Origin of the sequence: Rhizobium sp. Pop5 (genome assembly GCF_024721175.1) — a bacterium.
Classification (GTDB): domain Bacteria; phylum Pseudomonadota; class Alphaproteobacteria; order Rhizobiales; family Rhizobiaceae; genus Rhizobium.
In genome coordinates, this window is the sequence record NZ_CP099399.1 from 2337047 (window position 1) to 2348915 (window position 11869).

Here is an 11869-nt window from a genome sequence, read left to right on the forward strand (position 1 = left end):
GCCTCGCTTTTTATCTACCGCCGTGGCTTGAATGTGCGCTCGGCGCTGCCGCAAGTCCCTTCGCCCCTCGGGGAGAAGGTGGCGGCAGCCGGATGAGGGGGCTGCACAGCACCACCCTCACCATCCCCCTCCTCGCCAATGGGACTTCCTAACTCCACCTTCCCATCATTCACTCGCTAACCCGAACGACAACGCTCAGAACTCGTCCCACTGTCCACTCGCCAGCGCCGCATTTCCCTGAGCCTGATACGCCCTGCCGACCCTGGCCCTGAGCTCGCGTGCCGGAGAGCCGGCATCGGCAGGCTGTGTGGGCGCCGGCCGGCGCGACTGCACTGCGCCTGTCTTCTCGATATTGAACTCCCGGAGCATCTCGGCGATCCGGCCGATCTCGCGCACCAGCGCGTGGCTTGCGGCCGTGGATTCCTCCACCATGGCGGCGTTCTTCTGGGTGCCCTGATCCATGGCGTTGACGGCCGTGTTGATCTCGGCGAGCGCGGTCGCCTGTTCGCGGGCGGCCTCGACGATCGAGCCGATGTGGCGGTCGATCTCCTTGACCTCGTCGACGATGACGCTCAGCGCCTCGCCTGTTTCCCCGACCAGCGAAACGCCGGTCTTCACGTGTTCGCCTGACGTGTTGATCAGTCCCTTGATCTCCTTGGCCGCCTTGGCCGAACGCTGGGCAAGCTCGCGCACCTCCTGGGCGACGACGGCAAATCCCTTGCCCGCCTCCCCGGCGCGCGCGGCCTCGACACCGGCATTCAACGCCAGCAGGTTCGTCTGGAAGGCGATCTCGTCGATGACGCCGATGATGCTTGATATCTCGCGCGAGGAACTGTCGATCGCGCCCATCGCCGTCACCGCTCGCTCGACGATCTGACCGGACAGTTCCGCGCCTGTGCGCGCCTTTCCGACCAGTTCGCCGGCCTCTTCCGCACGCCGGCTGGAATCCTTGACCGTGGTGGTGATCTCTTCGAGTGCGGCCGCCGTCTCCTCGATCGAAGCGGCCTGCTGCTCGGTCCGCCTGGCGAGGTCGTCGGCGGCGGCGCGGATTTCCTGCGATCCGGCATTGATCTGCGAGGCGCCGGAATCGATCTCGCGGATCGTGCCCGTCAATTGCTCGAGCGCGTGGTTGAAATCGTCGCGCAGCCGGTGATAGGCGGCGGGCAGCTCGTCGGTGATGCGGTAGCTGATATCCTTGGCTGCGATGGCGGCCATCGCCTTGCCGAAAACGTCGCTCACCAGCTTCTGCTCGCTGGCGATCGCATCCGCCTGCGCCTTCTGCTTGGCGACCTCGGCCTCGTCGATGTAGACCGAAATGGCGAGATCCATGTCGAGCATCGCGGCCTTGACGAGGCTTGCGAGCGCCTTGCCGAACTCCGCCGGCTTCATGCTCTTCCGGGAAAACATCCCCTGGGGAAACATCTCCTCTACGGCGCTTTTGATCAGATGATCGACGATGATCGCGTAGCCGCCGATATACCATCTCGGCTCCAGGCCGATGCGGGCGTGAACGGCGCCGATGGTGCGGACCTTGCCGACATAATCTTCGCCGAGATTGCCATCTGATATATTGACCCAATGGCCCATCTGGGCGCCCTTGGCCCGGGCGATGTGCTCGTCGGAGGAAAAGAAGCGCTTGACTTCGGGGCTGTTGCGCAGCTGCGCATAGAACTTGTCGAGCCCATGCGGCAGCTCCCGCTGGATCAGAGCCTTCAACGAACGGATGCCGGCGCGTCCCTGTTCGTCGAGGCCCATGAATTCGAGGCGGCGCTCGATATCCCCGCTTCGCGAGGCAGCATCGGCCTGACGAGAGTGCTGACCGGTATGCGCATGAAAATGGTTCTGCATTAATGCCCCCTTGAAAACAGAATCGGCAAACGATGCGGCGCGGGAATCTGTCTCCGAAATCCGTATTCCCAGCAGCCTGTCATGCTGCCCCCGCGCCCGTCGGCCGAGATCGAATTGATGCCCGCATGGTTTCCGAAGTGTAAATCGCCTCGATGGGCCGGCACTTTTCCGCGCAAAATGGATAGAAATGCCAAGCTCGGATGTCGTCTCGGCGCAACACTTCCGCTATAAGGGATGGCCGTCCGACCGGATGCTACATAAGACGCAGAATTAGTTGCATTTCAACGACTTAGATCAACGCCTTTAAGTTGCAACCGCAAATCATTTTCGTTCCCCCACCGCGGCGCGCATCGCTTGCCAGGTGAAATTCGCCGGCCCCGAACAGATTCCGACGCCCTAAATTCCTGCCCGCCAAGCCAAGGCAAAACCCGCCACTTCCCCGTGTCATCCTCTTGCGGTGCACCTACGGCGCCGCCTATCCTCGGCCTGGCGGTCGCGTCTCCGATTCAGGGGGCGCGTTTGGGGAACCGCGAGATTTGACGATGCTTTGCATCGCAAGGGAATGACGATGCTTCGCATATTGACCGGATTTTTCAGCCTTCTTCTATTGTCCTGCCTCACCTCGCCGGCCCTTGCCGCGGGTAAGCTCTGCCCGCAAAGGGAAACGATCCTCGCCTTCAGCGATATCGTGCTCGCCGATTGGGCCACCTTCGCGCCTACGGCTCCTTACAAGTATGGCGCGGAGGCCGCCTATCTCAAGATCCGCTATACGCCACTTCCCGACGAGCAAATCCTCGTCCTGCTGGCAAACCTGCTTCAGCAAAACAAATACGCCTCCGCCGACGATCTCGCCGGAGCTTGGTACTTACACCATTTCGGTTACAAGGCCATTCAAGCCTCGGCTGGCGCGAAATTTGACCAGACCTTTTCGGGCATTGGCATATCCGGCATCCGAGCGCTGCTGCTGCAGGAAGGCGGCGAAGACGTAATGATGAAGCATTTCGCCGCTACTCCCTTCATGCCGACCGACGATTCGGGTCAAGCGTTCACGGTCGCAGGCGGCATTGTTGCCGCCGCCATCGCCGATCAGTCGGACGAATTCAAGGAGAGGGTCGTCCACGCGGCGGAAGCCCACGGCTTGAATGATATTGCAAACTCCGTCTCCGCCAGCGAAATCGATACCTCGGCATGGGACCGTTTCATGGCGCGTGGCAGCGCACAGGACAATCCAGATAAGCTGGTCTATTACGCCAATTATACACGAGCCATGGTTGGCCACCCCTGGGTCAAACCGGCTAAATCACTGCAGGAGGAACGATTCCAGCGGATCATGGCGGGCGCGGGATTCGAGCCTGAGGAGAGCTTTCTTATGCACGCGAGGGCAATCGACGGCGGGGATGATATCGCTGCTCTGATTGCCGGGCGTCTGGTGGAGCCGATTCTGCTTCACGGCGTGATCAGGAGGAGCGGCACGATGGATGCCGCCTGGCTGTTTGAATATCGAGCCGCCGTCGCTCTCGCCGGGCGATCGGCGGTCGAGACTGCTTTCGACGCCAGACCCTATGACGGCAATCGTTACGTCAGGACATCAGCTGTCTTCACCATCCGCGACGTCATAGATCGCCTGCTCGCCGTCGAAGCTCTACAGCCTTACCTGACAGGCAAGGTCGACGCCATGCCGCCGAAACCCGAGGACCTGTCCAACAAGATCGACTGGCCACGCTGGACCGAGATGGCAACCAAGGTTCGCGATGGCGCCGTCTCGCCCACTCTCGCCGCTGATCTCGAAACCTTCGGCATCGTGACGGAACTTCTCCTCGCCAAGGGCGATCAGGAAGTTTTGCGGGCCTTCGTCCAGCAGGCGCCGAGCGGTGAAACCCGCCTCTCCGTCGCCAACGATTTCGCCATGCGCCTCGACCGTGCCTGCGCCGCCTATCTCTACCATCCAGGCGAAGCCTTTACGCTCAACGGCCGCCCGATCTTCAAATTCGATACGGAGTGAGAAAAGCTTGGAACGCAGCGCCCGGCCAAACGGCGAGCGCTGCTTCCGGAGAAAACGGCGGGGCGTGTTGTAACGCCTTACTTCTGCTGCGGCTTCGCCGGCGGAGTGCCGATCTTTTCCAGAACCTTTTTGGCGAGAGCCGGGTCGCTCTGCACGGCCGTCAGGATCGACGAATATTCCTCGACGGAAATGTTTTGTGAGGCCTGGACCGTGTCGACCATCTGTTTCTTGGCTTCATCCTGCAGCTTTTGCTTGGCAGCCTCGTCCTTCGTCGCGTCGATCTTGGCCGAATAGGCCTGCCGGACCTTGTCGACCTGGAGATAGGCAACGGCAAAGGCCTCGAGTTTCTGATCGCTGACGGCGGCTGGCGCAGCCGTGCCGCCGCTCTGGTCCTGCATCGGCGCCGTGCCTTGTGCGGCCGGCTGCTGCGCCTGGGCCATCTCGACGGCCGATGCCGGACCGAAAGCAAGCAGGGTGAACACGGCAGCGGACATCATTGCCAGGGATGTGTAACGAGTGATCATATTCGTTCCTTTTCACGTGCATGATTTGAGCGGCAGGACCGCCTCGCTCGATCGCTCAGCCGATTTGGGGCTGGCGAGGTCGCGACGATGAAGCCCGAAAAGGGCTCGATGCGGCGATACCGGGGCCATTTCCTGACGATTGAACGGCGGCTTTGTGACGGGGACCGGCCCATCCGCGCCGCGCCCGCATCGCCTGACGCAGCATTCTGGCTGTGGTGACAGATGACGTTGTTCGACCCCGGCGGCAATCGTATGGTCCTGCACTACGCCAAACGGAGGAGCCCAAATGTCCATCGCCGCTTTACCTGAACCGCCCTATTACATGGTCAGTTTTTCCTCTCAACGAACCAAGGTCGACGATGGCTATGGCGAGATGGGATATGCGATGACGGAACTTGCAAAACTGCAGCCCGGATATCTCGGTTTCGAAAGCGCGCGCGGCGCAGACGGCTTCGGCATACTCATCTCTTACTGGAAGGATGAGGACAGCATTCGAGCCTGGAAATCAGTCGTCGACCATATCGAGGCGCAAAATCGCGGCCGGTCGGATTGGTACACCCGCTACGAAATTCGCGTTGGGCGCGTCGAGCGAGCCTATGGCTTCGACATCGAAGAGGCGTGAATGGGCTTAACGAAGAAACTTGGCGTCGAACCCTTCCGTCACCGGACCCTTTCTACCGCGCAAACCTCCTTGCACCGGCGACGCACAGAATGACGGCAACCGTCACGCCGAGCATGGCGGAGGTGACCGGCTCGTGCAGCAGCGTGGCGGCGAGCGCCAGGCCGAAAAAGGGCTGGAGCAGCTGCAGCTGACCGACGGCGGCGATGCCGCCCTGCGAGAGACCGCGATACCAGAAGATGAAGCCGATCAGCATGGAGAATAGCGAGACATAGGCAAGGCCGATCAGCGCCGGCGTTTCGATCCCGGCGAAACTGGCCGGCCGGTAGACAAACGCGACCGCGATCATGATCGGCAGCGATAGGACCAGCGCCCAGGAAATCACCTGCCAGCCGCCGAGCGTGCGCGACAGCCTGCCGCCCTCGGCATAACCGAGGCCGCAGACGAGGATCGCCGCCAGCATCAAGAGGTCGCCGACCGGCGAGGCCGTCAGTCCTTGCGCCAGGGCGAAACCCGCCACCAGCGCGCTGCCGAGAATGGAGAAGAGCCAGAAGGCCGGCTTCGGCCGTTCGCCACCGCGGATCACCGCGAAGCTCGCCGTGGCAAGCGGCAGCAGGCCGACGAAAACGATCGAATGGGCTGATGTGACGTGCTGCAGGGCGAGCGCCGTCAGCAAGGGAAAGCCGACCACCACGCCGAGTGCGACGACGGCAAGCGAGAGGATCTCGCGCCCCGAGGGCCGCCTCTGCCGGAAGACGATGAGCAGGCAAAGCGCCAGCAGCCCGGCGATTGCCGCGCGCGCCACTGTGAGGAAAACGGGATCGAACTGCGCCACCGCCACGCGGGTCGCCGGCAGTGAGCCGCTGAAGATCACCACCCCGATCAAACCATTGATCCATCCTGCCGTCATGCGCTCCATCTGCATTCCTTCCCGGATGCATGTCGGCGAGACCGCTTGGGTCTCAGAGAACGGCATGCATAAAAACAATGACCTAAGGCGCATTACCTGAATCAAATTCCGAGGAACGGCCGATCATCCTTATCCGCCAAAACGGATAGCCATCACAGGGACGGTCTGATACGATTTCGCAAAACTGTTATGGTGCGGGAAGCAGTACGGATGAACGAAGAGATGGCGGGGCGCACGCGCGTCGAGATGGTGATGGGAACGATCCGGCAGCGCATCGCCGGGCGCAGCCTGACGCCGGGCGCAAGGCTGCCTTCGGTGCGCGGGCTTGCGGCCAGCTTGAAGCTCTCGACCTCGACCGTCGTCGATGCCTATGAGCGTCTGGTCGCGGAGGGCGCGATCCTTTCACGGCCGGGTTCGGGCTTCTATGTCGCCAATCAGGCGGCACCCTTCGCGCTCACCGAAGCCGGGCCGAAACTCGACCGGGCGGTCGACCCGTTCTGGATCTCGCGCCAATCGCTGGAGGCCGACGAAGCCGATCTCAAGCCCGGTTGCGGCTGGCTGCCGCCCTCCTGGCTGCCTGGGGAAAGCATGCGCCGGGCGCTCCGGACGCTTGCCCGCGCCGACGGCCCGGCCCTTGCCGATTACGGCTCGCCGCTCGGTCTGCCGCCCCTGCGCCAGCTGATTTCGCGGCGCATGGGCGAGCGCGGCATCGAGGCCTCGCCGGATCAGCTCCTGCTCGCCGATTCCGGCACACAGGCGATCGACCTGCTCTGCCGTTTCCTGCTCGAACCCGGCGACACCGTGCTGGTCGACGATCCCTGCTACTTCAACTTCCACGCACTCCTGCGCGCCCACCGGGCGAAGATTGTCAGCGTGCCCTACACGCCGTCCGGCCCCGATCTCGAGCGTTTCGCTGAGGTCGTCGCCGAGCATCGGCCGCGGCTCTACATCACCAACTCCGCCATCCACAATCCCACAGGCGCCACACTCTCCCCGGTCACGGCTCACCGCGTCCTCAAACTCGCCGACCAATTCGACCTGACCATCATCGAGGACGATATCTTCGCCGATTTCGAGCATATGCCGGCCCCGCGCCTTGCCGCCTTCGACGGGCTTGAGCGCGTCATCCATATCGGCAGCTTCTCGAAGACGCTTTCCGCCTCCGCCCGCTGCGGCTTCGTCGCGGCCAAACCCGAATGGATCGACGGCCTCACGGACCTCAAGATCGCCACCTCCTTCGGCGGCGGCCGGATGACGGCCGAAATCGTGCTGAACGCCTTGAGCGACGGCAGCTACCGCAAGCACATGGAAACGCTGCGCCAGCGGTTGGCCCGCACGATGGGCGAGGTCTCGGCCCGGCTGAAGGGTCTCGGCATCACTCCCTGGCTGGAACCCCAGGCCGGCATGTTCCTCTGGTGCCGCCTGCCCGACGGCCTCGACGCGGCTGACGTGGCGCGGGCAGCATTGGAAAAGCGGATCGTGCTGGCGCCGGGCAACGCCTTCAGCCTCTCGCAGTCGGCGACGGATTTCATGCGGTTCAACGTGTCGCAGACGCTGGATGACAGAGTGTTCGAGGTGCTGAGGGATGTGTTGGCGAGGCAGAGAAGATGAGAGATACGCGGCTCCAGCCCCACCCTCCCTCATTCCTGTGCTTGTCACAGGAATGAGGGAGGAGAGGTTCGCGCCAGAATCAATCATCACGGCTCGTACTCCTCCGATTAAGTGAAGGTCGTCCAGCGACCTCGAGTTCTGTCGAGAAGCCTGACTCCAGCAGCGCCAGCGCAGCCCCCGCCACCACCCATCAAAACGACCGATTGACCGCCTTGTCGTTCTCCAGCCGCGTCACGCAGCCCTCCAGCTTGGCGAGCAGCAAATCAAAATCGAGCGGCTTCGTCAGATAATCCGCAGCCCCGGCGCGCAAGCCCGCGAGCGTGTTTTCGCGATCGGTCAGCGCCGTCAGCAGGATGAAGGGGATGTTGGAGAATTGCGGGTGGTTGATCTGGATTTCCGCCAGCAGCTGGTGGCCGTCCATGACGGGCATGGAGATGTCTGAGATGACGATGTCGGGCCATTTCGACAGGATCATCTCCAGGCCTTCGGCGCCGTTTGCGGCCTCGAGCGTCCTGTATCCGGCTTCGTTCAGCTCCTCGACGAGCAGGTTCCGGATCTCGACTTCATCTTCTATGCACAGGACGGTGACCATAAGCTGTTCCTCAGGCTGCGATCGGTTGATCCTGCAACAGGCGCGCTATTGGCAGGAGAATGGTAAAGGTGGTGCCCTTGCCGAGCGCGCTCGCCACCTCGACGGTGCCGCCATGCAGCTCGACGACCTGCTTGACGACGTTGAGGCCGATGCCGGTTCCGGCAATGCCGGTCGCGCTGCGGGCGCGGAAATAGGGCTGGAAGAGTTTCGGCAGGTCCTCGGCATCCATGCCGATGCCGTTGTCGGCGACCGAAATCTCCACCGTCTTCTCGTCGGTCCGGGCGCGGATATGAATATCGGGCGCGTCAGGCGAATATTTGACGGCGTTGGAAATCAGGTTGGTGAACACCTGCTCCATGGCGCTGCGATCGAAGGTGAGCGACGCCGGCAGCGGCTCGATATCGAGATGGAACACATGCGAGCGGCTGAGCGGACGCTGCCTCTCGCAGCACTCGACGAGCAGGGCCTTCAGGTCGCCTTCGCTGCGTTTGAGGATGATCTGTCCGGTTTCCAGCCTGCCATTGGCAAGGATGCTCTCCATGAGGCCGACCATGCGCACGACGGCGCTGCGGATGACGCCGGCTTTTTCACGAACATAGTCTCCGCCGACAGTGGCGGTCGAGCGGCAGAGCCGCTGGGCGGCGGCATCGATGATGGCAAGCGGCGTGCGGAACTCGTGCGAGGCCATGGCGACGAACTGGCGCTGCAGTGCGTTCACTTGGCGCTCATGCGCGAGCAGCCTGTCGAGCTCCTGCCTCTGCCTTTCGATCTCGGCCGTCCTGTCGGCCACCATCTCTTCCAGATGGTTGCGGTGGTGGGTAAGCTCGGCTTGACTATCCAGAAGGGTGAGCGAGGTGCGGTGAAGCCCCCCCCCAGCCAGAACACCACGGCCATCAGCACCGCCAGGCAGGCAAGCCCCATCGGCGCGATCTGCTGGATCAGCATGAAGCCGGGCCGGATCGGCGGCCAGACGAGATAGCCGATCGTGCCGCCGTCATGGGAGGACACCGGCACCTCGGCCCGCTCGTCCAGGCCCTTCGAAGCCGTGAAATGCAGGCCTTCGAGGCGCGCATAATGGGCGATGTTTTCGCTCGCCTTGCCATCGATGAACTTCACCGAGACGGCGATGAATTCCTGCCCCGCCTCGATCTGCATCCTGGCCGAACTCGGCAGGATCGGTCGCGCGCTTGCGATCGCCGGCCTGCCGCCGATAATGATCGTGCGCACATGCGCCAATTGCCCGAGCGGCTCGGCGCCGGACTTTGTGGCCCGCTCGACAAGGGCGGCGCGCATCTCGCCGGCAAGGGCGGTCATTTCGCTCGCGTCATCGTCCCCCAGCCGCGCCGGCATGACATCCCCGCCGTCGCGAAACGCAAACATCAGCCGGTTCGTATCGTCGAAGATATAGGTCCGGTCGTGGCCGAAATACTGGCTCGTCCACAGGCCGATATTGTCGAGCAGCCATTCATGATTGCGCTGCTTGGCGTAAAGGAAGGCGTCATCCCATTTGGTGACGCTTTCCTGCTCCCGCGGCAGCGCCCCGATCTGTTCTTCCAATCCCTGGTTGACGAAATCGGCCTGCCGGCGCAACGAAATGTCGTCGACCTTGACGGCGGCAAGCCAGGCAAATCCGCACAGCAACACCGCCGCCGCACAGGTAAGCGTCACCAGGACAAACGTGATGTGCGAAGTGAGCCTGACCTTCAATACCCGCAACCCTTTGATGGCACCGCCGCCGAGAATTTGACACGTAAAGGTTGACGGACGGTGAATTGCTCGCTTGGGCAATTGTGGACATCGTGGCGGTTGGACCTGAGAGCCCATTAACTCCATCAGCGCAACAAAAACGGGACTAGAGATTGGCCTTCAGGAACGTGCTCATGGTCTCCGGCGCGCGTCCGAGCATCCTGGCCAGCGCAGGGTCAATGGCCCTAAATTCGCCTGCACGAGCGGCGCGGTAATATCCCAGCATGACGGCAATGGAGCCGTCCGGCATGCCTGCGTTGCGTGCTGTCGCTTCCATGCTCTCCTCGCTCACAACTGTCCGTTCGATCGGCTTGCCCAGCATCCTGCCTGCGAGTTCTGCGATGTCGGCAAGATCCAGCGCCTCGCTGCCCGTCAGCGGCGGGGTCGGGCCGTCGATCACTTCGTCCCCGGCGAGCAGGGCAGCGTCGGCGGCCGCGAGGTCGTCATGCGTCGCCCATGCAACCTTGCCGTCTTCAGGACCTTCCAGCTTACCCGCGTCGAAACCGCGTTTGTGCATCATCAGCGCACTTGCGGCATAGAAACCATGACGCATGGCCGTCCAGGCAATTCCCGACTCCGCCAGCATCTTCTCCGTGGCGGCATGATCTCGGCCAGGCGGGAAATGAGAAGTCGCGGAGCTTGATACCTGACTTGTGTAGAAAATGCGCTCTACGCCAATTTCGCGTGCGATGCGTATGGCGATAGCATGCTGTTCCAACGGGTCGCCACCTGTTGCAGCGGCGTTGGACGAGATCAGGAGAAGACGCCTGGCACCGATCCAGGCGTGGCGCAGACTCGCGGCGTCGCTGAAATCCCCTTGGCGCACGCGTACCACGATATCCGAAACCTTTTTCGGATCACGCACGCTGACGCCGATCTCGTCGGCAGGCACATGAAGCAGCAGGTTTTCTACGACCTTGCGGCCGAGCTTGCCAGAGGCACCCGTGACGATGAACATTGCTCTATTCCTTCAGTTTGATGCCTTTGCTCGGACGATGGCTGCGGAAGCAAACCTAATTGCAGTTCATTTGATTGATAATCCGCCAGATCTCGAATAGCCTGTTCTCCATGAAGAACAATGTGCCGCCGAACGACCTCCAGGTGTTTCTGACTGTGCTGAACGAAGGAGGTTTCCGGGCTGCAGCAAAACGGCTGGGCGTCGCGCCTTCGAAAATAAGCACGACGGTCTCGCGGATCGAGAAGCAACTCGGTGTGGCGCTTCTCCTGCGAACCACCCGGAGTATCCGGGCCACGGAACAAGGTCAGGCACTGGCAAGCCGCATCCAGCCTCTGATGATCGAAATGGACGCGGCTTGTCTGGAAGCGACACGCTCGACGGACGTCGTACAAGGACGCTTGAAACTCAACGTTCCCGGTGCGGTCATGCCGGACATCCTGCCGCGTCTCATCGTGGAATTCCAGCAAAGGCATCCGAAAGTGGAAGTCGAGATCGTGATGGAGAACAGTCTCGTCGACATCGTCGAGGCAGGATGTGACGCGGGCATCCGCTATGGCGGATCTATCGAGAAAGACATGATCTCCATTCCGATTGGTCCTCGTCTCCAGCAGATGGCGCTTGCAGCGGCACCGTCCTACATCGGGAAGCACGGCCAACCTGAAAATCCAGCCCAACTGACGGACCATTACGCGATCCGATACAGGTTGCCCGGCGGACCGCTTCTTCCCTGGGCGTTGCGAAACGGAGACAAAACGGCAAACGTGAAGCCTTTGACGCGTCTGGTTCTGAGCGTGAACGCATTGAACACCGGATTGAGCTATGCGCGAGCCGGACTGGGCATCATCGGCACGTTCCGCAACTGGCTTGACGATGACTTCCGCGCCGGGACTCTGGTTTCCGTATTGCCCGACTGGTGGGCTGAGCAGGAGGGGCCGCGCCTCTATTATCCAAGGCGCTTCACATCCACGCCGCTGCGTGCATTCATCGATGTCTGCCGCAGCGAAACCACGATGAGGTGAAGCGCTGTCATTCGTCCGCTTCGGGCCAGCAGGAGGACAA

Annotated in this window: 9 protein-coding genes and 1 pseudogene; 4 read left to right on the forward strand and 6 right to left on the reverse strand. The window is 62.1% G+C overall.

Annotation, left to right across the window (positions count from 1 at the left end; genetic code table 11):
* Window positions 1-195: 195 nt before the first annotated feature.
* Window positions 196-1848 carry a globin-coupled sensor protein gene (locus NE852_RS13860; RefSeq protein WP_008533723.1) on the reverse strand — a complete coding sequence of 551 codons (1653 nt, stop codon included), beginning with the start codon at window positions 1846-1848 and terminating at the stop codon, window positions 196-198.
* Window positions 1849-2416: 568 nt separating this feature from the next.
* On the opposite strand from NE852_RS13860, the gene NE852_RS13865 reads away from it, so the two are divergent.
* Window positions 2417-3850, forward strand: a complete 1434-nt coding sequence (locus NE852_RS13865; protein ID WP_258155700.1) for a hypothetical protein — start codon at window positions 2417-2419, stop codon at window positions 3848-3850.
* Between the two features lie 77 nt (window positions 3851-3927).
* On the opposite strand, the gene NE852_RS13870 is transcribed toward NE852_RS13865, so the two are convergent.
* Window positions 3928-4374 carry a DUF4168 domain-containing protein gene (locus NE852_RS13870; RefSeq protein WP_008533719.1) on the reverse strand — a complete coding sequence of 149 codons (447 nt, stop codon included), beginning with the start codon at window positions 4372-4374 and terminating at the stop codon, window positions 3928-3930.
* 286 nt (window positions 4375-4660) lie between these two features.
* Between NE852_RS13870 and NE852_RS13875 the strand changes: the two genes are divergently transcribed.
* Window positions 4661-4996, forward strand: a complete 336-nt coding sequence (locus NE852_RS13875) for an antibiotic biosynthesis monooxygenase (protein ID WP_008533718.1) — start codon at window positions 4661-4663, stop codon at window positions 4994-4996.
* Window positions 4997-5048: 52 nt separating this feature from the next.
* Here NE852_RS13875 and NE852_RS13880 read toward each other — a convergent pair whose 3' ends face one another.
* Complete coding sequence (locus NE852_RS13880; RefSeq protein WP_008533717.1) at window positions 5049-5912, reverse strand: DMT family transporter; 864 nt, start codon at window positions 5910-5912, stop codon at window positions 5049-5051.
* Window positions 5913-6092: 180 nt separating this feature from the next.
* Here NE852_RS13880 and NE852_RS13885 point away from each other — a divergent pair, with 180 nt between their 5' ends.
* Window positions 6093-7514, forward strand: a complete 1422-nt coding sequence (locus tag NE852_RS13885; RefSeq protein WP_037174675.1) for a PLP-dependent aminotransferase family protein — start codon at window positions 6093-6095, stop codon at window positions 7512-7514.
* 190 nt (window positions 7515-7704) lie between these two features.
* Here the strand turns inward: NE852_RS13885 and NE852_RS13890 are convergent, their stop codons facing one another.
* The 3 genes and pseudogenes from NE852_RS13890 to NE852_RS13900 form a co-directional block, all read right to left on the reverse strand.
* Window positions 7705-8106 (reverse strand): response regulator, encoded by a 402-nt coding sequence (locus NE852_RS13890; RefSeq protein WP_088685310.1) that lies wholly within the window; start codon window positions 8104-8106, stop codon window positions 7705-7707.
* Between the two features lie 10 nt (window positions 8107-8116).
* Window positions 8117-9813, reverse strand: a pseudogene (locus NE852_RS13895) (ATP-binding protein).
* 145 nt (window positions 9814-9958) lie between these two features.
* A complete protein-coding gene (locus NE852_RS13900; protein ID WP_258155702.1) occupies window positions 9959-10810 on the reverse strand; it encodes an NAD(P)H-binding protein in 852 nt (283 codons plus the stop codon).
* Between the two features lie 110 nt (window positions 10811-10920).
* Here NE852_RS13900 and NE852_RS13905 point away from each other — a divergent pair, with 110 nt between their 5' ends.
* Window positions 10921-11829: a LysR family transcriptional regulator gene (locus NE852_RS13905; RefSeq protein WP_008533707.1), complete on the forward strand. Its 909-nt coding sequence runs from the start codon at window positions 10921-10923 to the stop codon at window positions 11827-11829.
* Window positions 11830-11869 lie beyond the last annotated feature (40 nt).

Bases quoted from the DNA above. Each gene is read 5' to 3' on its own strand.
- NE852_RS13860 (WP_008533723.1), bottom strand. From the start codon at position 1,848: ATGCAGAACCATTTTCATGCGCATACCGGTCAGCACTCTCGTCAGGCC.
- NE852_RS13865 (WP_258155700.1), top strand. From the start codon at position 2,417: ATGCTTCGCATATTGACCGGATTTTTCAGCCTTCTTCTATTGTCCTGC.
- NE852_RS13870 (WP_008533719.1), bottom strand. From the start codon at position 4,374: ATGATCACTCGTTACACATCCCTGGCAATGATGTCCGCTGCCGTGTTC.
- NE852_RS13875 (WP_008533718.1), top strand. From the start codon at position 4,661: ATGTCCATCGCCGCTTTACCTGAACCGCCCTATTACATGGTCAGTTTT.
- NE852_RS13880 (WP_008533717.1), bottom strand. From the start codon at position 5,912: ATGGAGCGCATGACGGCAGGATGGATCAATGGTTTGATCGGGGTGGTG.
- NE852_RS13885 (WP_037174675.1), top strand. From the start codon at position 6,093: ATGGTGCGGGAAGCAGTACGGATGAACGAAGAGATGGCGGGGCGCACG.
- NE852_RS13890 (WP_088685310.1), bottom strand. From the start codon at position 8,106: ATGGTCACCGTCCTGTGCATAGAAGATGAAGTCGAGATCCGGAACCTG.
- NE852_RS13900 (WP_258155702.1), bottom strand. From the start codon at position 10,810: ATGTTCATCGTCACGGGTGCCTCTGGCAAGCTCGGCCGCAAGGTCGTA.
- NE852_RS13905 (WP_008533707.1), top strand. From the start codon at position 10,921: ATGAAGAACAATGTGCCGCCGAACGACCTCCAGGTGTTTCTGACTGTG.